The 23,524-nt window shown below is 72.5% G+C and carries 21 protein-coding genes; 13 read left to right on the top strand and 8 right to left on the bottom strand.

Features of this window, described 5'->3' with window-relative positions:
* Positions 1-197: 197 nt before the first annotated feature.
* Together ABTY61_RS25680 and ABTY61_RS25675 are read right to left on the bottom strand one after the other, a co-directional pair.
* The gene (locus ABTY61_RS25680) at positions 198-1,535 is read right to left on the bottom strand and encodes a hypothetical protein (protein ID WP_350507416.1); all 1,338 of its coding nucleotides are present in this window, start codon (positions 1,533-1,535) and stop codon (positions 198-200) included.
* 9 nt (positions 1,536-1,544) lie between these two features.
* Positions 1,545-2,291, bottom strand: a complete 747-nt coding sequence (locus ABTY61_RS25675; protein ID WP_350507415.1) for a hypothetical protein — start codon at positions 2,289-2,291, stop codon at positions 1,545-1,547.
* A 28-nt stretch (positions 2,292-2,319) separates the two neighbouring features.
* Between ABTY61_RS25675 and ABTY61_RS25670 the strand changes: the two genes are divergently transcribed.
* Positions 2,320-3,195: a glycosyltransferase family 2 protein gene (locus ABTY61_RS25670; protein ID WP_350507414.1), complete on the top strand. Its 876-nt coding sequence runs from the start codon at positions 2,320-2,322 to the stop codon at positions 3,193-3,195.
* Between the two features lie 24 nt (positions 3,196-3,219).
* Here the strand turns inward: ABTY61_RS25670 and ABTY61_RS25665 are convergent, their stop codons facing one another.
* From ABTY61_RS25665 to ABTY61_RS25655, 3 genes are read right to left on the bottom strand one after another with little or no spacing between them, the layout of a single operon-like run.
* Positions 3,220-4,359 (bottom strand): DegT/DnrJ/EryC1/StrS family aminotransferase, encoded by a 1,140-nt coding sequence (locus ABTY61_RS25665; protein WP_350507413.1) that lies wholly within the window; start codon positions 4,357-4,359, stop codon positions 3,220-3,222.
* The gene (locus ABTY61_RS25660; RefSeq protein ID WP_350507412.1) at positions 4,356-5,411 is read right to left on the bottom strand and encodes an NAD-dependent epimerase/dehydratase family protein; all 1,056 of its coding nucleotides are present in this window, start codon (positions 5,409-5,411) and stop codon (positions 4,356-4,358) included. Before ABTY61_RS25660 ends, ABTY61_RS25665 begins: the two co-directional genes overlap by 4 nt.
* A gap of 17 nt (positions 5,412-5,428) precedes the next feature.
* Positions 5,429-6,481, bottom strand: a complete 1,053-nt coding sequence (locus ABTY61_RS25655) for an NAD-dependent epimerase/dehydratase family protein (RefSeq protein ID WP_350507411.1) — start codon at positions 6,479-6,481, stop codon at positions 5,429-5,431.
* A 125-nt stretch (positions 6,482-6,606) separates the two neighbouring features.
* Here ABTY61_RS25655 and ABTY61_RS25650 point away from each other — a divergent pair, with 125 nt between their 5' ends.
* Positions 6,607-7,962 (top strand): NsdA family TPR-like regulatory protein, encoded by a 1,356-nt coding sequence (locus tag ABTY61_RS25650; RefSeq protein ID WP_350507410.1) that lies wholly within the window; start codon positions 6,607-6,609, stop codon positions 7,960-7,962.
* Between the two features lie 404 nt (positions 7,963-8,366).
* Here the strand turns inward: ABTY61_RS25650 and ABTY61_RS25640 are convergent, their stop codons facing one another.
* The gene (locus ABTY61_RS25640; RefSeq protein ID WP_350507409.1) at positions 8,367-8,990 is read right to left on the bottom strand and encodes an ATP-binding protein; all 624 of its coding nucleotides are present in this window, start codon (positions 8,988-8,990) and stop codon (positions 8,367-8,369) included.
* Positions 8,991-9,219: 229 nt separating this feature from the next.
* On the opposite strand from ABTY61_RS25640, the gene ABTY61_RS25635 reads away from it, so the two are divergent.
* The 11 genes from ABTY61_RS25635 to ABTY61_RS25585 all read left to right on the top strand — a co-directional run bounded on the left by ABTY61_RS25635 (position 9,220) and on the right by ABTY61_RS25585 (position 21,773).
* Complete coding sequence (locus ABTY61_RS25635) at positions 9,220-10,038, top strand: hypothetical protein (RefSeq protein ID WP_350507408.1); 819 nt, start codon at positions 9,220-9,222, stop codon at positions 10,036-10,038.
* A gap of 178 nt (positions 10,039-10,216) precedes the next feature.
* Positions 10,217-10,978 carry a YcnI family copper-binding membrane protein gene (locus ABTY61_RS25630; RefSeq protein WP_350507407.1) on the top strand — a complete coding sequence of 254 codons (762 nt, stop codon included), beginning with the start codon at positions 10,217-10,219 and terminating at the stop codon, positions 10,976-10,978.
* Between the two features lie 74 nt (positions 10,979-11,052).
* On the top strand, positions 11,053-11,721 hold the full coding sequence (locus ABTY61_RS25625) for an SCO family protein (RefSeq protein WP_350507406.1): 669 nt from the start codon (positions 11,053-11,055) through the stop codon (positions 11,719-11,721).
* A complete protein-coding gene (locus ABTY61_RS25620; RefSeq protein ID WP_350507405.1) occupies positions 11,718-12,230 on the top strand; it encodes a copper chaperone PCu(A)C in 513 nt (170 codons plus the stop codon). Before ABTY61_RS25625 ends, ABTY61_RS25620 begins: the two co-directional genes overlap by 4 nt.
* 13 nt (positions 12,231-12,243) lie before the next feature.
* Entirely contained in the window at positions 12,244-14,316 is a 2,073-nt protein-coding gene (locus ABTY61_RS25615) for a FixH family protein (protein ID WP_350507404.1), read from the top strand.
* A gap of 32 nt (positions 14,317-14,348) precedes the next feature.
* On the top strand, positions 14,349-15,647 hold the full coding sequence (efeB, locus tag ABTY61_RS25610; protein ID WP_350507403.1) for an iron uptake transporter deferrochelatase/peroxidase subunit: 1,299 nt from the start codon (positions 14,349-14,351) through the stop codon (positions 15,645-15,647).
* A gap of 163 nt (positions 15,648-15,810) precedes the next feature.
* Positions 15,811-16,746: a prephenate dehydratase gene (gene pheA / locus ABTY61_RS25605; protein ID WP_350507402.1), complete on the top strand. Its 936-nt coding sequence runs from the start codon at positions 15,811-15,813 to the stop codon at positions 16,744-16,746.
* A gap of 570 nt (positions 16,747-17,316) precedes the next feature.
* A complete protein-coding gene (gene serS, locus ABTY61_RS25600; protein WP_350507401.1) occupies positions 17,317-18,591 on the top strand; it encodes a serine--tRNA ligase in 1,275 nt (424 codons plus the stop codon).
* Entirely contained in the window at positions 18,588-19,421 is an 834-nt protein-coding gene (locus ABTY61_RS25595; RefSeq protein ID WP_350507400.1) for an HAD family hydrolase, read from the top strand. Before serS ends, ABTY61_RS25595 begins: the two co-directional genes overlap by 4 nt.
* A 173-nt stretch (positions 19,422-19,594) precedes the next feature.
* Positions 19,595-20,326, top strand: a complete 732-nt coding sequence (locus ABTY61_RS25590) for a FadR/GntR family transcriptional regulator (RefSeq protein ID WP_350507399.1) — start codon at positions 19,595-19,597, stop codon at positions 20,324-20,326.
* Positions 20,327-20,453: 127 nt separating this feature from the next.
* A complete protein-coding gene (locus ABTY61_RS25585) occupies positions 20,454-21,773 on the top strand; it encodes a CynX/NimT family MFS transporter (RefSeq protein ID WP_350507398.1) in 1,320 nt (439 codons plus the stop codon).
* A 59-nt stretch (positions 21,774-21,832) separates the two neighbouring features.
* On the opposite strand, the gene ABTY61_RS25580 is transcribed toward ABTY61_RS25585, so the two are convergent.
* Together ABTY61_RS25580 and ABTY61_RS25575 are read right to left on the bottom strand one after the other, a co-directional pair.
* The gene (locus tag ABTY61_RS25580) at positions 21,833-22,549 is read right to left on the bottom strand and encodes an ABC transporter permease (protein ID WP_350507397.1); all 717 of its coding nucleotides are present in this window, start codon (positions 22,547-22,549) and stop codon (positions 21,833-21,835) included.
* Positions 22,550-22,601: 52 nt separating this feature from the next.
* Complete coding sequence (locus ABTY61_RS25575; protein ID WP_350507396.1) at positions 22,602-23,519, bottom strand: ABC transporter ATP-binding protein; 918 nt, start codon at positions 23,517-23,519, stop codon at positions 22,602-22,604.
* Positions 23,520-23,524 lie beyond the last annotated feature (5 nt).

Here is a 23,524-nt window from a genome sequence, read left to right as displayed (position 1 = left end):
CTGGTTCTACAGCAGCGAATCCTGCAGGCCACCGACCCGCCCTACCTCGCGCCCGCTCCGGCCAGCTCGCCCACGTGCAGCGTCGAGTTGGCGGCGAGTACGGCCGCCCGGACACGCGCGGCCCCGGCGGCGGCCACGGCCGCCCCACCACCAACGTGGGCCCTTCGTCCGCCCAGGCCCGCACAGCCCGGCAGGAGCTATCTCGCGGGCGCCAGGTGCCGGTTCGACCAACGTTCCTCCTCCGTCCTGTCCCGTAGAGGAGCGGCCAACCAGGGCACGAGGCGAGGGGCCGGCACTGCGGCAACCTGTTCGGCCGGGTGGAGGAGCCCCCGTTCGCAGGTCTCCGCCGTCCAGACCGAGAAGCAGGCATCCGGGTAGGCCGGATTGATGCCGATCTCCCCCTTGGGGGTTGTTCCGTTGAACGGCGTCGGGATGCGCTCGGAGTTCCAGTGGCTCCACACTTCCAGTGCCTTGGCCTGTTCGAAGCAGTGGTAGAGCTGCGGGTAGCGGTCGGCGATCCGGATCTCCCGGAAGATCAGCTGGCCGAGGAGGGACGGGGCGGTGTCCCCCAGCATGTCCAGGTCCGCCCGGTGGAAGGTGAGGGCGGAGGCGTCCTGATCCGGGGCAAGGGCTGTGGCGGCGAACAGGTGGGACATCCGGCGTCGCACATAGCCGGGCAGGCCGGATGCCAGGCCGGGCTCGATGCGCTCGACGAGTTCGAGGAGCCGCGCGCAGTCCGGCGCGAACCGCCCGAGGTCGAAGAGAACTCCCATCCCCTGCACCGCGGAGAACGCGAGCTCCTTGTACAGGCGGTTGTTGAGCTCGCCCCGGTGGGCGTACTCCTTGGTCGCCCGGCTGGTGGAGCGGAGCATCAAGTACTCGGCGACGGTCTCGAAGTAGAGGTAGCCGAGGTAGGGGAAGGCCGGGACCGTGGCAGCGAGAGTGTCGATGAACGACCCGGCCGGCGTCGTGCCACCGCTGGCGTTGCGCAGGAGCATGTCGAGGAACGGGGCTGCGACGCGCACCCGGTCCACGACGGACCGGAGCACATCGTCGTCCTCGGCTTCGGTGAGGAAATGCCGGTACGCCTGGTACGTCCTCAGGTGGATACCTCCGAGGCGCAGGTAGTCGATGCCCTTGGCGGGTACTGGAGCACCGGGGGCGACCTCGATGATGAGCGGTGTGGTGTTCTGCCTGCTTTCCAGCAGGTAGGAGCCGAGGTTGTGGGGCCGGAAGTCGCTACCGGTCGGAGTGAGAGGCGCCCCGTAGATGGCGCCGACCAGGCAGCCGGTGGAGGCGTAGAGGTGCCCGCTGCTGCGGACGGTGCCCAGGTCGCGGGTCAGGTGGAGCAGGTGCATCGGGGCGCCGCCGGCCAGGCTGCGGAGCATGGCGTTGTCCCGCAGGAGCCAGCCGTTCGGGGTCTGCGTCTCCAGGCGGTGGGCCCAGTCGGCTTCGCTCTCCGCGAGCCCGGCGGGTGACGGGCGCGAGACCGGCGCGTCGTAGTCGGTGTGGGCGTATTCCCAGTCGGCGTGCAACGGGTCCTCCTACTCGGGCAGCACGGTGTGGAGTGCGTGTTCCAGGGCCTCGCCGTGATTGGCGCCGTCGAGGCGTGCCTGCTCGCTGTGCACGACCAGGTCGAACGCGACCGGCGGGAGCCACGGCGGCAGGGCTACGCGGAGGCGGCCCGGGTCGGGCCACCAGCGGCGGAGGGGCAGTCGGTAGCGGTCGAATGCGTCGGCGGCCTTCAGGAGGTCCACCAGGTGCGGGCTCTGCCGGTAGGCGCTGACCTGGGTGTCGGTGAAGGCGTCGTACGGGACGTCATGGAGGGCGACGGCCGTGATCGTCTCGGTGGGGACCGGGACGCCGAAGGCGCGGGTCACGGTGTCGAGGTTGCCGACGAGCCAGCGCGCGGCGCGTTCACCGTGGCCGGGGTCGTGGCGGTCGTGGTGCCGCCGGCAGTCGTGGCAGGCCGCAGCGGTGGCGAGGGCCAGGGCTTGATCACGGCCGAGCTCGTGGTGTTGGGCGAGGAGCTGGACGAGGAGACCGACGCGGGCGTTGTGCAGGATGCCGTGGACGGAGTCGAACCCGACCGGGCCGGCGAACCACGAGGCATCCGGTACCAGCAGGGCCGGACGGTGTGGCATCGTGGCCGGGGCACTGGGACCGGCGGGTCGGTTGCCGGCGATCCAGCTCAGGGTGTGCTGGTCCATGTGCTGGTGGTCCGGGAGCCTGCGGGTCTCGGCGAGTACGCGCAACGGCGCGTCGGCCGCTTCCGGTGTCGGCGAGATCATGAAGGGTTCCTCGATGGGATCGGGTGCGATGGGCGTCACGCTGGGCGTGGTGGTGCTGACGATGGGCAACCGGCCGAAGGAGCTTCGTGCGCTCCTGGACTCGGTCGAAGCCCAGGAGGGCGGCGGCAGCACCCGGACCGTGGTGCTCGGCCAGGGCGTGAAGCTGCCCGAGCTGCCGGAGTGGGTGGACGCGGTCGGGCTGCCCGAGAACCTGGGCATCCCCGGAGGGCGGAATGCCGGCGTCGCGCGGCTGCGTGAACTCGGCGGTGCCGATGTCCTGGTGGTCCTGGACGACGACGGGCTGCTTCCCCGAACCGACACCTTCCGGTTGATCCGGGAAGCCTTCGAAGAGAATCCGCGCCTCGGTGTGGTGTCCTTCCGGATCGCGGACGAGACCGGGTACACCCAACGCCGCCACGTCCCGCGTTTCGGCGCGAGCGATCCGCTGCAGTCCGGTCCGGTCACGACGTTCCTGGGTGGCGGGCACGCGATCCGCATGAGCGTGATCGACCAAGTCGGCCTGTTCCCTGCCGAGTTCTTCTACGCGCACGAAGAGACCGACTTCGCCTGGCGTGCGCTCGATGCCGGATGGGAGATCGACTACCGGGCCGATCTGGTGTTGCAGCATCCCCGCACCGATCCGGCCCGTCACTCGGCCTACTACCGGATGACGGCACGCAATCGGGTGTGGCTGGCGAAGCGTCATCTGCCTGCCGTTCTGGTGCCCATCTACCTCACCTCCTGGGCGCTGTACACGGTGGTGCGTCGGCCGCCGCTGTCCGGCCTCAAGGCGTGGTGGTCGGGCTTCTTCGAGGGCGTTCGGACGCCGTGTCCTCCGCGTCGGCCGATGCGGTGGAGCACGGTGTGGCGGATGACCAGGCTGGGTCGGCCGCCGGTCATCTGACAGTCGGCCTCGCGGAGTTGCGGGTCAGGACCAGACGACGTGGATCGCGTCGATGACGCGCCGCACGTCCGTACTGGTCATGGCCGGGTAGCACGGCAGGGACAGCTCCCGGGCGGCGATCTGTTCGGTGACGGGCAGGTGGCAGTCGACGTACTGGTATGCGGCGAGTCGGTGGACCGGTTTGAAGTGGACGCTGGTGCCGATCCCGTAGGCGTCGAGGAGCAGGTCGGCCACCGTGTCGCGGCTCCGGCCACCGACCGGTTCGATCAGGACGGGGTAGAGGAACCAGCCGTGCTGGACACCGTCCAGGACGGTCGGCAGCCGCAGCCCCGGAAGGCCGGCGAGGGACCGGTCGTAGGAAGCGGCGATCTGCGCCCGGCGCGCGGTGAAGTCCGGTAGCTTCTGGAACTGCTGGATCCCGACCGCGGCCGTGATGTCCGGCATCGTGTACTTCAAGCCCGGCACAGTGACCTCGTAGTCGGCGGTGCGGCGCTTGCCGTGGCGCTGCCACACGGAGGAGTCGATGCCGTGTCGGCCGAGGAGGCGGGCGGCCCGGACGAGGTCCGCGCGGCCGACGATCATCCCGCCTTCGCCGGTGGTCATGACCTTGTTGGCGTAGAAGGAGAAGACCGCCAGGTCGCCGATGCTGCCCGCTCGGAGGCCGTCGCGCGAGGCGTGCAGAGCGTGGGCGGCGTCCTCGATGAGGAGCAGACCGTGGTCGTCGGCGAGCTTGCGGAAGGCCGGCAGGTCGCAGGGGTGGCCGCCGTAGTGCATGACCACGATGGCCTTCGTCCTGGAGGTGATCGCCCGCTCGGCCGCCTCCGGGTCGATGGTGAACGTGTCCGGATCCACCTCGGTGAACACCGGTGTACCGCCGCACTGGACGATGGCGTTCGGGGCCGCGCAGAAGGTGAGGCTCGGCGTGATCACCTCATCCCCCGCCTTGATGCCGGCAGCGAGGAAGGCCAGGTGCAGGGCAGCGGTGCACGAGGACACGGCGAACGCGTCCTCGGTTCCGAGTGTGGTCTTCACGACTTCCTCGAACCGGGTTGCCTTCGGGCCGTGCGTGAGCCAGCCCGAGCGCAGGGTGTGGATCACCTCGGCCTCCTCCTCGCCCCCGATGGACGGCCGGTTCCACGGAAGGAACGGTGCGGTGGTCGTCACGGGCTACCCCACGCGGCGGTGTACTCAGCCTGATACCGCCGGCAGGCCGGGGAGTGCAGGGATCGCACCCTGTCGGCGGTGAAGGCGTCCACCAGGCCCCGGTGGTTGTCGTATTGGGGCTCGTCCGGGTCAGCGATCGTGCGGGTCCCAAGGAGGTCGGCGATCTCCTGCACGCCGTCCTTGAGAGCAGTGGAGCACGCCCCGGGCATGTGGCGCTGGAGCCGGGCGAAACTGACGCGGTAGTCGCGGGCGTCGGTTTCGTCCCGCTCCGGCCCGCGCTGGATCCTCGACCCGGGCACGATGGCGGCGACGGTCTCGGCGATGTCGGCGATGGTGTGGTTCTCCTGGTCGCTGCCGACGTTCCACGCCCCGGTCAGGTTGTCGGCCATGACGCCGGTGAGGACTTCGGCGACGTCACCGACATGGACGAGGGGTCGGCGCTGTGCGCCGCCGTTGAGCGGGATACGGCCGGTGGCGACGGCGCGGGAAGCCATGGAGTTGACGACGGAGTCCAGACGTTGGCGGGGCGATGAGCCGTGGACGGTTGCCAGCCGAAGGGTCGTGAACTCGGTGACTCCGACAAGTACGTCCGGGAGGCGCCGTTCGGCGAGGACCTTGGTCCGGGCGTAGATGCCGAGCGGGTTCGGCTCGCTGTCCTCGTCCACGGTGCCCTCGTGCCTGCCGTAGACGCTGCACGAGGAGAAGAACACGTACTGGCCGACGCCCGCGCCGGCGGCGGCCTCGGCGGCGATCATCGGGGCGGCGTAGTTCAGCTCGACAGCCAGTTCCTCGTCCAGCTGGCAGGCCGGTTCGCCGACGATCCCGCCGAGGTGCACGACGGCGTCCGCGCCGTCGCAGACGTCGGCCAGCAGGGCGGGGTCGCGCAGGTCGCCGCCGACGAACGCGGCGGTGTCGGGTAGTAGCCGGCCCGGGTCGTCCCCGCGGTTGTAGATCAGGCCGTCCACGACGGTGACGTGGTGGCCGTGGGAGACGAGGTGGTGGGAGACGACGGAGCCGATGTATCCGGCTCCGCCGAGGAGTACGACGCGCATGGAAGCGGTCCCTTCGTTCAGGCGGCCATGGCGGCGGTCGGCGCGGCGGTGAACCAGTCCGGGATGGCGCCCGGCGTGGTCCTGAGCCAGTTCACGTAGCGGTCCACGCCCTCGGTGAGGGTGATGGCGGGGCGCCAGCCGAGCAGGTCGGTGGCTCGGCGGGTGTCGGCGTAGCCTCCGCGCGGGTCGCCCTCGGGCACGGGTGTCTCGACGAAAGCGGCGCGGGGATAGTGGGCGGCGACCAACTCGGCGATCCTCCGGACCGAGGTCGGAATGCCCGTACCGATGTTGATGGTCTGTCCGGCAGCCTGATCGGCGACGAGCGCGAGGATCGTGGCGTGCGCGATGTCCTCGACGTGGACCATGTCGCGCACCTGGTGGCCACCGCCGTTGAGCCGCATCGGCCGACCCGTGTGCGCGGACAGGGCCAGCCAGGGAACCATCCAGGAGTGCGAGCCGGACTTGGGGATCTGCGGGTCGCCGTAGACCGAGAAGTACCGGACGATCGAGTACTCGGTGCCGCTGCTGCCGAGCATCAGACGCGCCTGGTGTTCGCCCCACAACTTCGTGTTGGCGTACACGGAGATCGGGGTCAGCGGCTGGTTCTCGGTGAAGCACGCCACACCGTCCTCCGCGGGGATGCCGTCGCCGTAGACGGAGGCGGAGGACACGAACACCAACCGCTTCACCGACGACTCCAGCAGCGCGTCCAGGACGGTCTGAGTGCCCTGCACATTCGCCGCGAAGGCGGTGTCGGGCCGGCGGGTGCAGGCGGCGACGTCGGCGTACGCGGCGGCGTGGATCACATAGTCCGCGCGGCCCGTGAGCCACTTCACGGTGGCCCGTTCGCGCACGTCCCCGAGGACGACCCGGGCGCCGTGCTGGTCCACCCGGAACAGGTCCCGCACCGGGTGCGGGTAGGCGTCGAACCTGTCCAGGACGGTCGGCCTGGCTCCGCACGCGGCGAGCTGGGCGACGATGCGGCTGCCGATCAGGCCACCACCCCCGGTGACCAGCACGCCGGCCCCGGCCAACTCGCGTAGGCGCGGGTCGAAATACACGTCGGCCATGAGGCAACGACCTCCTCTGAAGTGCGGGTTTGTGCACTCAGTGAACAGCCGACCACGCCCAGGCGGTACGGTGATGGCCCGCCCATCCCGTTCAATCTGTTCAAGATCAGCTCTGGGGGTGCGAGTTGACTGGCAGTAAGAAGCCCAACCGGCAGCTGGCGAGCGTCATCGAGGAAGCCGGGTGCACGTACGAAGCCCTGGCCAGAACGGTCCGCACTGTTGCGGCGGAGGCCGGCGAGACCCTGCACACCTCTCGATCGGCCGTACTCTCCTGGGTCCGGGGCGGCACCCCAACTGGCAGAACCGCGACCTACCTTGCCGAGGCTTTGACCAGAATGGTGAAGCGGAAGGTGACGGCCTCCGAGATCGGTCTAGGCTTCCCTGCAATCGGGGAGGTCATGACCCCTGATCCTCTGGCAACCGCTGCCGATCTCGGGAGACTTGTCATGTTCCACCGTCGCGACTTCCTCGCCCTCGCCTTCGGCACCGCTGCAGTCGGGCTCCCTCTCGTCTACGACCACCAGGCCGTCGCCGCTGCCCTGAGAACCGCGAAGGGCGGTCGCAGGGCCGGGGCTGAAGAGGTCTGCACCGTCCGGCAGCTCACCGAGATGTTCCGGACCGCCGACGAGAGACTGGGCGGCGGCCACGGGCTGTCCACTGTGTCGTCCTATCTGGCGGACGCCGTCGTGCCGATGCTCCAGGCCACGTTCCCGTCCGAGGAGGGCCGCCGGAGTGCGTACGGCGCGGCGGCTGAGCTGGTGACCTTGGTCGGATGGAAGTGCCATGATCTCGGCCGCGAGGGCGCGGCCCAGAGGTTCTACCTCCTCGCCTACCAGCTCGCCTGCGAGTCCGACCCCGCAGGTCACGGAGCCTGGATGATGCGGGCCCTCACCCACCAGGCCCTCGATCTGAGCCAGACCGCGCACTGCGTCGAACTGGCCGAGGCCGCGCTGTCGCGGGCCCAAGGGAAGGTCGATCGGAAGACAGAAGCGCTTCTGCTGGTGACGGCCGCGCGGGCGTACGGAGCGAGCGGCCAGAGCAAGAACGCAGCCGGGGCACTCCTGGCCGCCGAGAACGCCATGCTCGTCGGTGACGACGGCGTTCCTTCCTATGCCGCCGCCTCCGGCCCGGTCGCGGCGACCGTGGCATCGCACACGGGCAAGACACTGACCGAGATGAAGGACCACCGGGCCGCCGAACGGCACTACCGTGCGGCACTGGAGGGCCGTGTCCCCGAGACGTACCAGCGGGTTCGCGGCCTGACCCTCGCGAATCTCGCCAAATCCGTAGCCGCCCAGCACCGTCACGAGGAGGCCGTGATCCTCTGGGATCAGTGCCTGGATCTCATGGACGGCGTGGCATCCGACCGGAACCGGAAGGAGCTGAAGACGGTGCGCTCGACCATGGCCGTCTATAGCAGGCGGGGAATCCCTGGAGCGTCCGAACTCGCACAGAGAGCTGGCGAACTCGTGTGCCAGTGAAGCCAGTTGCGTCGGCCGCTTCCCGACGAGCGTGCCACTCGTTCCGCCCTGAGCCGCCCTTCGGCCTTCATACGGGTGGGTGACGGTCCGGAGCGACCGCGCGCGGGCCGCGCCCTCGGACCGGGGCGGCCTCGCTCACCAGTCCCGGGTGGCGCAGAGAGCCTGCCTCGACCGCAGCGACCCGGGCTTCACGCTCCGGACCTACACCCACCTGATGCCTACGAGCGAGTCCCGGACCCGTTCCGCGATCGACAGGGTGCTTCCTGGCGCTGGGGCGGGGCACACCACGCCGAAATCTGAAGGCATGTGCCCCACGTGTGCCCTGGCAGCTTGATCTCTGCCTCGTACTCGTCGAGATCTGGGCCCGCAAGCGGCCATTCGTGCAGGTCAGAAAGATGCCAGTGCTACGAGGCCGCCCGCAGCAGCGCGCCGTCCTGCCACTTGAGGATCTTGTCGAAGCTCACGATGGCCCCGCGGAGCGGGTGGTTGCGGAGTTGGACGTGGTCGGTGAGGGCGTGGATGAGGAAGAGGCCGCGGCCGGATTCGGCGGTGAGGTCGGGGAGGGTGTCCAGGTCGACCGGGCGGAGGGTGGGGGCCGCGGGGCGGTGGGGGAGGACGTGGATGTCGTAGGGGTGGCCGTCGCGGCGGGGGCGGTGGGCGGTGAGGACGCGGGCCGGGACGGTGGCGCGGCCGCGGCGGGCGCGGCGGGGGGCGTGGCCGGCCGGGGCGGGGGCGGCCGGGCGGCGGGCGAGCGGGGTGCTGGGGGCGGACAGGCCGGGCCCGGAGTCGGTGACCTCGATCCGCAGGCGGTCGCCGCTGATGGAGGCGGTGACCTGGAAGCCGTCGTCGGGTCGGCCGGTGGCGCCGTGCTCGACGGCGTTGGCGCAGGCTTCGGTGAGGGCGACGCCGAGGTCGTCGGCGATCTGGGGGTCGACACCCGCGGTCGCCATGGCACCGAGCAGGATGCGCCGGGCCAGCGGAACGCTGGCCGGGTCGCGCTTGAGGTGCAGAGTCCACCAGATGTCCACGGGAGGTCCCTCCTGGCTGCGGCTCCACATACAACTAGGTATCTCCGGGCGATTCGGCGGTGAACCGTGCCCGGGGACGGCTACCGCCCGTTCGGCGGATGGACTGCCGATGGGGTCTGTGCCGAAGGGCGCATCCGGTGGGGTGCACGCCGCGGCCGAACGGGGCATTCGTAGGGATTTCCCACCCTGCCCGTGTCGGCGGTGTACGCGATGAGATGATGGCCCGGCCATGACTGCCCTCCCCGCCGCCCCGTTCCAGGGCACCCCTGTCTTCGAGCGAGCGCAGCCGGCCCGGCCGGCGGGGGCCGCCTGGGACCTGCGGCTTGCCCGGGCGGTCCCGTTCGCCCTGGTGTGCACGCTGATCGCGGCCGCCGGGCACGCGCTGGCGGGTGGCGGCGACGTGCCGCCGGTCGCGCTGGCGACGGGCTTCGCCGCGGTGCTGGTGCTCGCGGTGGCGTGCGGCGGGCGGGAGCGCTCGATGGTGGCCATCTCCGGGGCGCTGGGCGCGGGGCAGCTGGGGCTGCACTGTCTGTTCCACGGCCTGGGCGGCCACGGGATGCACGACGGCGTTCCGATGAGCATGCCGATGGCGGCCGGTCGGCTGATCTGCAACGAGGCCCGGCCGGGCACCCTGGTGGGCCTGCCCGGCGGCGCCTCGCCGGAGCAGCTGGTCTCCTCGGCGGGTCTGGATCCGCACGCGTACGCCGCCGCGCCCTGGTGGCAGCAGGGCGGTGTGCTGGGGATGACGCCGTCGATGCTGGCCGGGCACCTGGCCGCCGCGCTGGTGGCGGGCTGGTGGCTGCGGCGCGGCGAGGCGGCGTTGTGGCGGCTGGTCCGGGTGGCGGCGTCGGCGGCCCGGGAGCACTGGGCGGCGCCGCTGCGCTCGGCCCTGGTGCTGGTGGCCGCGTTGCTGCGCGGTCTGTTCGGCGTGGCCGGTCCGGTCCGCCGGTTCGGGGCGGGGGACGGCGGGAGCCGGCTGCCCGCGGGTGCGGTGCTGCGGCACAGCGTGGTGCGGCGCGGGCCGCCGCGCGGGGCCTTCGCGTACTGATCCGGTGTTCCCGCGCGCCCCGAGCAGGGGTGCGGGCCGACCGGGTGCGGTGCGCGGTGTCCGGGCCGTTCCGTCCGCCCACGGCGACGGCGGCCCCTGGTCCTGCCCCACGTCCGCGCGTGCGGCGCCGCCGAGAGCGGCGGGTCACGTGCCGAACTCCGATCGGAGACCCCCCATCATGCGTTCCCTTCCCACCCGTCGTATCGCCGCCGTCGCCCTGACCGCCGCCGCCTCCGTGGTGGCGCTGGCCGGGCCCGCCTTCGCGCACGTCACCGTGAACCCGGGTTCGGCGGCCCAGGGCGGCTACACGGCCGTCGACTTCCGGGTGCCGAACGAGAGCGACACGGCGAGCACGGTGAAGCTCGAGGTCAACCTGCCGCTGGACCACCCGCTGGCCTCGGTCCGGACGCTGCCGCTGCCGGGCTGGAGCGCCACCGTCGAGAAGGCCAAGCTCGACAAGCCCATCAAGGTGCACGGCAGCGACGTCAACGAGGCCGTCTCCAAGATCACCTGGACCGCCGACCCGGGCACCAAGATCGCCCCCGGCCAGTTCCAGGAGTTCCGGGTCTCGCTCGGCCCGCTGCCGACCGACGCCGACAGCATGGCCTTCAAGGCCCTGCAGACCTACGACAACGGCGATGTCGTCCGCTGGATCGACGAGGCCCCGGCCGGCCAGCCCGAGCCGGCCCACCCGGCCCCGACGCTGAAGCTCACCAAGGCCGCCGCCGGTGACGACCACCACGGCGCCGGCGCCACCGCCTCCCCCGCCGCCGGCGCCCACGGCGACAGCTCCGACCACGCCGCCGCCTCCGACGGCGACGCCAAGTCCAGCGACAACACCGCCCGGATCCTCGGCGTGGTCGGCATCGTGGTCGGCGTGATCGGCACCGCCGTCGGCGTGCTCGGCCTGCGCCGCAAGAACAGCGGCTCCGCCTCCTGACCCCCGCGCCGGTGGGGCCGTACCGCTCCGGGTACGGCCCCACCGGTGGTCCACCGCGCCTGATCGGAAGCACCATGTCCCGCACCGCCCGTTCCACCCGCCTGGCCGGCGCCGCCGCCCTCGCCCTGGCCGCCGCGCTGACCCTCTCCGCCTGCGGCTCCTCCGGCGGCGGCTCGACCGCCGCCAAGGTGACCCAGCAGAAGGACGACAGCCCGTACCAGGGCACCAAGCTGGCCAAGAACTTCGAGAAGCCGGACCTCCAGCTGACCGACACCTCCGGCCAGCCGTACGACCTGCGGCAGCAGACCAACGGCAAGGCGACCCTGCTGTTCTTCGGCTACACCAGCTGCCCGGACGTCTGCCCGACCACCATGGGCGACATCGGCGTCGCGATGAAGGCCCTCTCCGCGGAGGACCGGAAGAAGGTCAACGTCGTCTTCGTCTCCACCGACCCGCAGCGCGACACTCCCAAGGTGCTGCGCACCTGGCTGGACTCGATGGGCACCGACTTCACAGGCCTCACCGGCGACCTGGGCAGGGTGAAGGCCGCCGCCAAGTCGCTCGGCATCATGATCGAGGACCCGGTGGTCAACGCGGACGGCACCGTCACCTCCACCCACGGCGCGCAGGTGCTGGCCTTCCTCCCCTCGGACGACAAGGCGCACGTGCTCTACATGAGCGGCACCGAGGAGAAGACCTACGAGCACGACCTGCCGCTGCTCGCCAAGGGGGTCGCGGCGTGACCACGCTGACGACGACCGGCACCCGGCGGTTCCGCCGGTCGGCGCTGCTGGGCGCCGTGGTCGCCACCGCCCTCGGCGGCGGCGCGATACTCGCGGCCTGCGGGACGGGCGGCCAGGGCGGCACCTCGGCGGACGCCGGCCCGGCGAAGCTGAGCGTCGCCGACTCCTACATCCCGCTGCCCCCGGCCGGCGGGATGGGCGCGGGCTACCTGACCGTCCGCAACGACGGCGGGCCGGACCAGCTGGTCAAGGTGACCAGCCCGGCCGCCGGGTCGGTCACCATGCACCGCTCGACGGCCTCGACCATGGAGCAGGTGAACAGCCTGGACGTGCCCGCGCACGGCGCGCTGCAGCTGGCCCGCGGCGGCACCCATCTGATGATCATGGACTGGCAGAAGGCCCCCGCCCTGGGCGACGAGCTGGAACTGGACCTGACCTTCGCCAAGTCCGGCACCCTCTCGGTCAAGGTGCCGGTCAAGGAGCTCACCTACCGCCCAGGCCAGAGTTAGGGGACCCGCCAGCATGGAGAAGGCCGCCCACCACCGGAGCGCCCGCCCCCGGGCCACGCAGCGGCACCCGGCCGCGCGCCGCCGGGCCGTCCCGCTGCGCATCGCCGCGGCGCTCGGGACGCTCGGCACGCTGCTCGCGCTGATGCTCGCCGGCGCCGCCCCGGCGTCCGCCCACGCCACCCTGGACTCCACCGACCCGGCGCAGAACTCGGTGGTCGCCACCGCCCCGCCGGCGGTGACCCTGACCTTCAGCGAGTCGGTCTCGCTGTCCGGCGACTCCGTCCGGGTGCTCGACCCGGCCGGCAAGGCCGTGGACACCGGCAACCCGGCCCACGCCGACGGCAAGGGCAACACCGCCCGGGTCGGCCTCGACAGCGGGCTCGCCAACGGCACGTACACCGTCGCCTGGCGGGCCGTCTCGGAGGACTCCCACCCGGTCGGCGGGGCGTTCACCTTCTCCATCGGCGCCCCCTCGGACACCTCGGTGTCCGCCACCGCGCTGCAGGGCGCCAAGGCGGACGGCCTGGTCGCCGCCCTGTACGGGACCGGGCGCACCGTCGCCTACGCGGCCTTCGCGCTGCTCGCCGGGGTCGCCGCCTTCGTCCTGCTCTGCTGGCCGGCCGGCGCCGCCCGGCGCCCGGTGCAGCGGCTGCTGATGACCGGCTGGACGGCGCTGCTGGCCTCGACCGTCGCGGTGCTGATGCTGCGCGGCCCGTACGAGCGCGGCTCGGGCATCGGGCAGGCCCTCGACCTGTCGCTGGTGCGCGCCACCCTGGACGAGCGGATCGGCACCGCGCTGGCGGCCCGGCTGCTGCTGCTCGCGGCGGCCGGGATCTTCCTGTCGCTGCTGGTCGGGCAGTTGGGGCAGCCGCCGAAGCCGGCCCCCGCGAAGCCGGTCTCCCCGGAGGCCGCCCCCGCGCAGGCCGACGGCCGCGAGGAGGACACCGAGGCCGCCGAGCTGCGCGCGCTGGAGCAGCGGGCCGCCGAGCGGCCGCAGCGCGAGGCCCGGATCGGCCTGGGCGTGGCCGGACTGGTGCTGGCGGTGGCGCTCTCCGCGACCTGGGTCGGCGCCGACCACGCCTCGGTGGGCATCCAGGTCTGGCTGGCGCTGCCGTTGGGGATCCTGCACCTGATCGCGATGGCGCTCTGGCTGGGCGGCCTGGCCTCGCTGCTGGTCGCGCTGCGCGAGGGCGTCGGTGCCGAGGTGGTGGACCGCTTCTCCCGGATCGCCTTCGCCTCGGTGGCCGTGCTGGCCGCCACCGGGATCTACCAGTCCTGGCGGGGCCTGGGCAGCTGGAGCGCGCTGACCGGCACCGAGTACGGGAAGCTGCTGCTGGTGAAGAGCGGCTGCGTGGTCGTGATGCTGGGCGTCGCCTGGATCTCCCGCGGCTGGCTGGCCCGGCTGCGCTCGGCCCCGGCCGAGGCGGCGGAGGTCGAGCGGGCCGAGGTGCCCGAGCCGGTCGGCGCCGCCGCGCGCAGCGAGGACCCGCTCCGGCAGGCCCAGTTGGAGCGCCAGCGGGCCGCCGCGCGCAGCGCGGGCCGCGAGCGCGGGCTGACCCCGACCCGGGCCGGGCTGCGCCGCTCGGTGCTGGTGGAGGCACTGGTCGCGGTGGCGGTGCTGGTGGTCACCACGATGCTCACCAACTCCCCGCCCGGGCGGGTGGCGGGCGAGGTCAAGGCGGCCGGGAGCAGCGCGGGGGCCGGGAACGCCGCCCCCGCCGCCCCGCAGACCGAGCCGGGCCGCACGGTGGAGCTCAAGCTGCCGTACGACACCAAGGGCCGGACGCCGAACGCCAAGGGCACCGCGACCGTCACCCTCAACCCGGCCCGGACCGGCCCGAACGAGGTCAAGCTCGCGCTGGACGGCGCCGACGGCAAGCCGGTCGACGTCCCCGAGGTGCAGCTCGCCTTCACCCTGCCGGACCGCGACCTCGGCCCGCTGCCGGTGGCGCTCACCCCGGAGGGCACCGGCCGCTGGAGCGGAACCACCCAGCTTCCGCTGGCCGGCAGCTGGGTGGTCTCGGTGCAGATCCGCTCCTCCGACATCGACCAGACCACCCCGACCCAGCAGTTCAAGATCGGCTGAGCGCGGTGGAGTCAGCGGAAGCAGTGGAACCGATGGAATCAGCAGATTCGGCAGATTCGGCGGAATCGGCGGAACGCGACCGGACGACGGCCCCGACGGGCTTCACCCGGCGGGCCCTGCTCGGCACGGCCGGCGCCGGACTGCTGGTCGGCGCCGGGGCGGGCGCGGCCGGGGCGGGCGCCTACCGGGACCGCCCGGCCGCGGGGGCGGCGGCGACCGGCGGCGCGCTCGGCGCGGGCCGGGTGCCGTTCCGCGGCGAGCACCAGGCCGGCATCCTCGAGCCCCAGCAGGCCCGGGTCCAGCTGGCCGCCTTCGACCTGGTCGACGGGCCCGGCCGGGACGGGCTGCGCACCCTGTTGCAGCGCTGGACCAAGGCGGTCGAGCGGCTGACCGCCGGGGAGCCGGCCGAGGAGTTCGACAACCAGGTCGCCCTGGACGCCGGGCCCTGCTCGCTCACCGTCACGCTCGGCTTCGGCGCCGCGCTGTTCGACAAGGCCGGGCTGGCCGACCGCCGCCCGGCGGCCCTCGAACCGCTGCCCGCCTTCCCCGGCGACGCGCTGGACCCGGCGCGCGGCGACGGCGACCTGTTCGTCCAGATCGGCGCCGACGACGCGCTGGTGACGGTGCACGCCCTGCGGACCCTGCAGAAGCTGGCGGCCGGCACCGCGGTGCTGCGCTGGCAGTCGGCCGGCTTCGCCCGCACCCCCGGCGCGACCGCCCGTCCGATGACCGGGCGCAATCTGATGGGCCAGATCGACGGCACCAACAACCCCAGGCCGGGCCAGGACGGCTTCGCCGCCAAGGTGTTCTGCGCCGCCGGCGGGGACGGGCCGGCCTGGTCGGCCGGCGGCTCGTACCTGGTGTTCCGGCGGATCCGGATGCTGCTGGAGCACTGGGAGGAGCTTCCGGTGGAGCGCCAGGAGCGGGTGATCGGGCGGCGCAAGTCGGACGGGTCGCCGCTGAGCGCTCCGGCCGGCTCCGGTGAGGGCACCCCGGTGGACCTCGCCGCCCAGGGGCCGGACGGCGGGCTCGCCGTCCCCTCCGACGCCCACGTCCGGGTCGCCGCACCGGCGGGCAACGGCGGGGCGGCGATGCTGCGGCGCGGCTTCTCGTACCACGACGGAACGCTGCCGGACGGCTCGCCGGACGCCGGGCTGCTCTTCCTCGCCTTCCAGGCCGACCCGCGCCGGGGCTTCACCCCGGTGCAGCGCAAGCTCTCCCGGGGTGACGGGCTGTCCCGCTTCCTGCGGCACGAGGCGAGCGGGCTGTACGTCGTCCCGCCGGGGGTGCCGGCCGGGGGCTACCTCGGGCAGCAGCTGCTGGAGGGTTAGGGCGTCCGGCCCGTCGGGCAGCCCACTCGTCAGCCCGTTCGTCAGCCCGTTCGGGAGCGCGGTCCCGGTCTGCGGAACGCTTTCCTGCCGGGGCCGCGGAATCGTTATGGTGACTGCTTCGGCACCACCCGCTCGTGCACATCCCCTTGGCAACGGAGGCGTCATGTCGGCCACCCGATACACCTACCTCGGCCCGGCCGGCACCTTCACCGAGGCGGCGCTGCACACGCTGCCGGAGGCGGCGACCCGGGAGCTGGTGCCGCTCTCCTCGGTGGCGCTGGCGCTGGAGGCGGTGCGCGCCGGGGAGGCGGCCGGGGCGTTCGTGCCGATCGAGAACTCGGTGGAGGGCGCGGTCACCGCGACCAACGACGAACTGGCGGCCGGCGCACCGCTGATGATCTATCGCGAGGTGCTGCTGCCGATCACCTTCGCGCTGCTGGTGCGGCCGGGCACCGAGCTGTCCGGGGTCAAGACGGTGACCAGCCACCCGGTGGCCCAGCCGCAGGTGCGCAAGTGGCTGGCGGCGAACCTGCCGGACGCGGTCTGGGAGTCGGCGGCCTCCAACGCGGACGGCGCCCGGCTGGTCGCCGAGGGCCGGTACGACGGGGCGTTCGCGGGCGAGTTCGCGGCGCCGATCTACGGGCTGGACCCGCTGGTCAAGGAGATCGCGGACGCGCAGAGCGCGACCACCCGGTTCGTGCTGGTCGGTCGTCCGGGGCGGGTCTCCTCGCCGACCGGGGCGGACAAGACCTCGATGGTGGTCTGGCTGCCGGACGACCACCCGGGTGCGCTGCTGGAGCTGCTGCAGGAGTTCGCGGTGCGCGGGGTGAACCTGATGCGGATCGAGTCCCGGCCGACCGGTGAGGGGCTGGGCAGCTACTGCTTCCTGATCGACTGCGAGGGGCACCTGTCCGAGCGCCGGGTGGCCGACGCGCTGATGGGGCTCAAGCGGATCAGCCCGCAGGTGCGGTTCCTCGGCTCCTATCCGCGCGCGGACCGGCAGGTGTCCAAGCACCGGCGGCCGGGGACCTCGGACGAGGATTTCGCCGCGGCGGCGGACTGGCTCTCCCGGGCGCTCGACGGGCGCGGGGACATCTGATCACCTGATCCCCCGGGTGATCCCCTCGTCGGGCCCGGCTCCGGATACCCGGGCGCCATCTCGTGTCTTTCTGACCTTTTCCGACCGTTATCGACCGGCATGATCAAACGCGGCGGGTGACCGTACCGTCATCCACAGGAGCCTCCGACTCCGGAGGCCGCTGTCCACAGGCCTCCCCGCTGTCCACAGCCGAAAGTTATCCACAGGCCTGGGGATGAGTCGACAAACCGGTATAGCCACTGCCCAGAACTGGTCGGACCATCGGTTTGCGTCGCAGAGATGACTAATCGGACCAGAGTCACCCGCTTGCCTGTAAATCACCCGTGCGAGTGCTTCAATTCCCTCACCCGAGAAGGTTCATTGAGGTTTGAAACCTCAATTCCCTGGTTTCGATCAGCGACCCCCGACCCCCACTCCTCATCCACAGGCCGGGGCCCGGGGCTGTGGATAACCCGCCCGCGGTCCGGGGCCGCCGCTTTCCCCACAGGAGTTATCCACAGGATCCGGTGAGTTATCCCCAGGGGAAAACCGGTACCGGTGGAGGAACGCCCGCCCGGTACGCTTGGCCCTGTGATTGACCTTCGCCTGCTTCGTGAGGACCCTGACCGAGTGCGCGCCTCGCAGCGCGTCCGTGGCGAGGACGTCGACGTCGTCGACGCCCTCCTCTCCGCCGACGAGCGGCGCCGGTCCTCGGGCAGCCGCTTCGACGAACTGCGCAACGAGCAGCGGGTGCTCGGGAAGCAGGTCGCCCAGGCCAAGGGCGACGAGAAGACCGCCCTGCTGCAGCGCACCAAGGACCTGGCCGCCGAGGTCAAGGCCGCGGACGCCGAGCAGAGCGCGGCCAAGGAGGAGGCGGACCGCCTGCTCCGCTCCCTGGCGAACCTCATCGACCCGGCCGCCCCGGTCGGCGGCGAGGAGGACTTCGTCACCCTGGAGGAGATCGGCACCCCGCGCGACTTCGCCGCCGAGGGCTTCGAGCCCCGCGACCACGTCGAGCTGGGCCAGCTGCTGGGCGCGATCGACACCGAGCGCGGCGCCAAGGTCGCCGGTGCCCGCTCCTACTACCTGACCGGTCCCGGCGCGCTGCTGGAGCTCGCCCTGGTCAACATGGCGATCGCCCAGGCCACCGCGGCCGGCTTCATCCCGATGATCACCCCGGCGCTGGTCCGCCCGGCCGCCATGGACGGCACCGGCTTCCTCGGCCAGGCCGCCGAGAACGTGTACCACCTCGCCGAGGAGGACAAGTACCTGGTCGGCACCAGCGAGGTCCCGCTGGCGGCGTACCACATGGACGAGATCATCGAGGCCGACAAGCTGCCGCTGCGCTACGCCGGTTACTCGTCCTGCTTCCGCCGCGAGGCCGGCACCTACGGCAAGGACACCCGCGGCATCATCCGGGTCCACCAGTTCGAGAAGGTGGAGATGTTCGTCTTCACCACGCCCGAGGACGCGGAGAACGAGCACCGCCGCCTGCTCCAGTGGGAGAAGGACTTCCTCAACGCGCTGGAACTTCCGTACCGGGTGATCGACGTCGCCTCCGGCGACCTCGGCTCCTCGGCCGCGCGCAAGTTCGACATCGAGGCCTGGATCCCGACCCAGGGCAAGTACCGCGAGGTCACCTCGACCTCCAACACCACCGAGTACCAGGCCCGCCGGCTGTCGATCAGGATGCGCGAGGACGGCAAGACCCGCCCGCTCGCCACCCTGAACGGCACCCTGGTCGCCGTCCCGCGCACCATCGTGGCGATCCTGGAGAACCACCAGCAGGCCGACGGCTCGGTCGTCGTGCCCGAGGCGCTGCGCCCCTACCTCGGCGGGCGGACCGTCCTCGAGCCGGTCAAGTGACCTCCTCCGCACACCCGATCGGTGGCGACCTGCCCTACCGGCTGGTCGCCACCGACCTCGACGGCACCCTGCTCACCAGCGCGGAGACCGTCTCCGAGCGCACCCGCGCGGCCCTGGCCGCCGCCACCGACGCGGGCGCGCTGCACATCGTGGTGACCGGCCGCTCGGCCGTCTGGGCCCGCCCGGTCTTCGACGAGATCGGCTACACCGGGATAGCGGTCTGCGGCCAGGGCGCCCAGGTCTACGACGCCGGCGCGCACAAGCTGCTCACCTCGCTCACCCTGGACCGCCGGCTCGCCGCGGTCGCGATCGAGAAGATCCAGGCCGAGACCGGCCCGCTGGCCATCGCCGCCAACCAGGACGGCCTGGACGGCCAGGTGCTGGCCGGCCCCGGCTACGAGCTGCTGATCGGCTCCGACCTCCCGGTCGTCCGGGTCGAGCGCGGCGAACTGCTCGCCTCCCCGCTCAGCAAGCTCTACATCCAGCACCCCGGCCTGACCGACGACGCCCTCGCCGAGGCCGCCCGGCGCGCCGCCGGCGACCTGGTCGGCGTGGTGATGGCCGGCGCCGGCGTGGTCGAGCTGCTGCCGCTGGGCCTGTCCAAGGCCACCGGCCTGGCCGTCGCCGCCCGCCGCCTGGGCGTGCGCGCCGCCGACACCATCGCCTTCGGCGACATGCCCAACGACGTGCCGATGTTCGGCTGGGCCGCACACGGCGTCGCCATGGCCAACGCGCACGAGGAACTCCTCGCCGTCGCCGACGAGGTCACCGCGGGCAACGACGAGGACGGCGTCGCCGTCGTCCTGGAACGCCTCTACCCGGCGCGCTGAGCACCCCGGCCCGCTGAGCACCCCGGCCCCACCGTGCTCCCCCGGTACGCGGGTGTCCCGGTGGGGCGGTTCAGGACTGTTCAGGGGCGGTTCACTCCCAGTTGTAGGATGACCGGGCAAGCGGTTGTAGGATGACCCATGACCGATGAGCGGTGTGCGAAGGGAGGCCCGGCATGAGCGGCGACGGAAACGGCCTGCAGGCGGCCGGGCGGCGTTCCCTGGTGGACACCGCGATCGACCGGCTGCGCGAGCAGCTGGCCGGCGGCGCGTGGCCGGTGGGGTCGCAGATCCCCACCGAGCACGAGCTGGCCGAGCAGCTGCAGGTCGGGCGGAACACCGTGCGGGAGGCGATCCGGGTGCTCGTGCACGCCGGGATGCTGGTCTCCCGGCAGGGCGAGGGCACCTTCGTCCGGTCCACCAGCGACCCGGCGGCGGTGCTGCGCGGCGTCCAGCGCTCGGGCATCCGGGACGTCCTGGAGGTCCGCGCCGCGCTGGAGACCGAGGCCGCCAGGCTGGCCGCGCTGCGGCACACCCCCGAGGACGTCCGGCGGATGCGGGCCGCGCTGGCCCGGGAGGCCGAGGTCTTCGCGACCCACCCCGAGCGGGCGAGCCGCGAGGCCACCGTCGAGCACGACCTGGAGTTCCACACCGCCGTCGTCGAGGCCGCGCACAACCCGGCCCTGGCCGAGGTGTACCACTACTTCGGCGCCTCCGTGCGCGAGGCGATGACCTCCGCCTTCGGCGACCACGAGATGCCCGAGGCGGTCGTGGCCACCCACGAGGCGCTGGTGGACGCGATCGAGAGCGGCGACCCGGACCGCGCCGAAACGGCGTGTCGGGCGCTGCTCGCCGAGCCCACCGCGGCCGTCGAGCAGCTCCTCGCCGCCATCGCGGCCCGGAAGTAGGACGGCGCAGGCCCCACTTCCGCACGCAGCCCGCTGCCTGCTCAACTCCCTTCCTGCCCGCGGCCGGTGGAGGCCTCCTCCCGCCGTGCCCGCGCCACCCCCGAGCCCCGGAAAGAACAGCACACCCATGGCCGTCACCCGTGCCCCGCAGCCGGTTGTCACCACTCCCGCCCCGCTCCCCGTCCGCAGCCGGCTGGCCCACCCCGCGCTGCTGCTGATCGGCATCCTGCTGGTCGCGCTGAACATGCGCGCCTGTCTGGCCGCGATCTCCCCGATGGTCAAGGAGATCCAGCACACCTTCGGGCTGTCCACCACCGCGGGCGGGCTGATCACCACCATCCCGGTGCTGTTCCAGGGCGTCGGCGCCCCGCTCACCCCCCGGCTGACCCGCCGGTTCGGCACCGAGCGGGTGGTGCTCGGCGCGGTGCTGGTGCTCGGCGCCGGCGTGCTGCTGCGGGTGCTGCCCTCGGTGTTCGCGCTGTACGCGGGCTGCGTGGTGATCGGCGTGGCCATCGCGGTGCTGAACGTGTCGATGCCGGGCCTGGTCAAGCGGGAGTTCCCGGACCGCGCGGCCACCATGACCGGCGTCTACTCGACCACCATGCTGGTCGGCGCGACCCTCGCGGCCGGCACCTCCGTCCCGCTGGAGCACGCGCTCGGCGGCGGCTGGCGGGCCTCGCTCGGCGCCTGGTCGCTGCTCGCGCTGATCGCCGCGGTGGCCTGGCTGCCGCAGGTGCTGCGCTCCCGGCAGGCGAAGGCCGCGGTGGCCGCCCCCGCCCGGCCCGTCCAGCCCGTCCAGCCCGTCCAGCCCGTCCAGCCCGTCCAGCCCGTCCAGCCCGGAAAGGCTGCCCAGCCCGCCCAGCCCGCCAAGCCGATCGAGGGCATCTGGAAGTCCCCGCTGGCCTGGCAGATCAGCCTGTTCATGGGCATCTCGTCGCTGCTGGTCTACACCCTGGTCGCCTGGATGCCGACCATCCTGGCCGACCACGGCATGGACCGCGGCCAGGCCAGCCTGGTCTTCGCCTACTCCAACCTGGTGCAGGTGGCCGGTGCCTTCCTGGTGCCGCTGATGGCCGGCCGGATGACGAGCCAGCGCACCCTCGCCGTCACCATGGCCGCCCTGAACGGGGTCGGAATCGCCCTGCTGCTGGTCGCCCCGGTCTCCGGCGCCTGGGTGTCGGCAACCATCCTCGGCCTGGCCCAGGGCGGTTCGCTGGGCCTCGGCCTGGCGTTCATCGTGCTGCGCACCGGCACCGCGGCCGGCGCCGCCCAGCTGGGCGGCATGTCCCAGGCGATCGGCTACCTGGTCGCCGCGGCCGGCCCGGTCGGCGCCGGTGTACTGCACCAGCTCACCGGTGGCTGGGACGCCACCCTGATGCTGATGCTGGTGCTGGTCCTGGTGGTCGGCGCGGCCGGCCTCGGCGCCGGGCGGAACCGGACGCTGTAGGACGACCGCCGTACGCGGACAGGGCCCGGACTCCGGTACTTGGGTTCTAGTGGTTGTCGCTACTCCTCGGCGGCCAGGGTCAGCCCGGCCAGCTTCACCGAGGCCAGGACGGTCGCCCCGACGGTGACCACCAGCAGCAGCGGGACGGCCGCCCCGAAGGAGATGTCGGCGCCGATCGCGGTGTCCCCGGCCACCGCCTCGGCGACCGCCCGGCCCCACTGCTGGATGCTCAGCGTCCGGGCGCCCTCGACGAAGTTGCCGATCAGCGACTCCCAGATCAGCGCGTACGCCAGCCCCGCCACCACCGCGTGCCGGGTGACCACGCCGAGCAGCAGGAACAGCGCGCTGTACGCGGCCCCGGCGACCAGCACCGCGACGGTGTAGCCGAGCGCCACGCCGTCCCTGGTGCCGTACAGCAGCAGTCCGGCGAACAGCGTCGGGACGGCGGCGAACAGCCAGGTGGTGCCGATCGCCACGGTCAGCTTGGTGGTGATGATCTGCCGGCGCGGCAGCGGCTTGGCGAGCAGGTAGACGATCGAGCCGTCGTCGATCTCGGTGGCGATCACCCCGGTGCCGATCACCAGGCCGAGGATCGGCGCCAGGGTGCCGAGGTCCAGCTGGCCGAGGATCTTGACGGTCAGGCTGTGCGCGTCGCCGCTCGACCCGGCGGCGATCGCCGCGACGATCAGCAGCAGGGCCGGGGCCACCAGCAGCAGCGCGCCGCGGCGGCGGCCGAGCAGGCCGCGCAGGGTCAGCCTGGCGACGGTCGGATTCATGGTCGGTCGACCCCTTCCTGGGTCCGGTGGGTGGCGCGGGTGGAGCCGGGGGTCATGCCGAGACCAGGTAGGAGAAGACGCTCTCCAGCGACTCGTCCGCCGGGGAGACGGTGTACAGCCGGATGCCCGCATCCCGGGCGACCCGGGGCAGCAGGGTGGTGAAGCCCTGGAAGTTCACCGCCTCGATCCGCAGCGCCCGCTCCCGCTCGTCCACCTCGATGCCGGTGGTCGAGCTGTCGGCGATCAGCGCGGCGGCCAGTCGGCGGTCGTCGCTGGAGCGGACCAGGTAGCGGTGCGGGCGGTCCGTCATCAGCCGCCGGATCCGCCGGAAGTCGCCCGAGGCGGCGTGCCGTCCGGCCACCACCACCTCGATGTGCCGGGCGAGTTGCTCGACCTCCTCCAGGATGTGCGAGGAGAAGAGAACCGTCCGGCCGTCCGCGCCGAAGCGGCGCAGCAGCTCCATCAGCTGGAGCCGCTGGCGTGGGTCCATGCCGTTGAAGGGCTCGTCCAGCAGCAGCACCGCCGGGTCGTGGACCAGCGCCGAGGCCATCTTGACCCGCTGCTTCATGCCCTTGGAGTACGTCCCGGTGCGGCGGTCCTTGGCGTACGCCATCTCGACCAGGTCCAGGGCGCGCCGGGCGGCGGCGCCGGGCTGGGGCAGGCCGTGCAGTTCGGCGTTGGCGAGGACGAACTCCCAGCCGGTCAGGTAGTCGTACATCGACTCCCGCTCGGGGACCAGCCCGATCTGCCGGTACACCTGCTGGTTGCGCCAGATCGCCGCTCCGTCCAGGGTGACCGCGCCGCTGGAGGGGGCCAGGAAGCCGCTCATCATGTGGATGAGGGTGGACTTGCCCGCGCCGTTGGGCCCGAGCAGGCCGGTGATGCCGGGGCCGATCGACATCGAGATGTCGTTGACCGCGACCACGTTCCCGAACCAGCGGGAGACCTTGTCGATGGTGATGGTGGCCATGCCGC

It is taken from the genome of Kitasatospora sp. NPDC096128, from assembly GCF_040303105.1.
Lineage (GTDB): Bacteria > Actinomycetota > Actinomycetes > Streptomycetales > Streptomycetaceae > Kitasatospora.
Note: the sequence above shows the minus strand (reverse complement) of the source record. Positions and strands in the feature narration are given on the sequence as shown.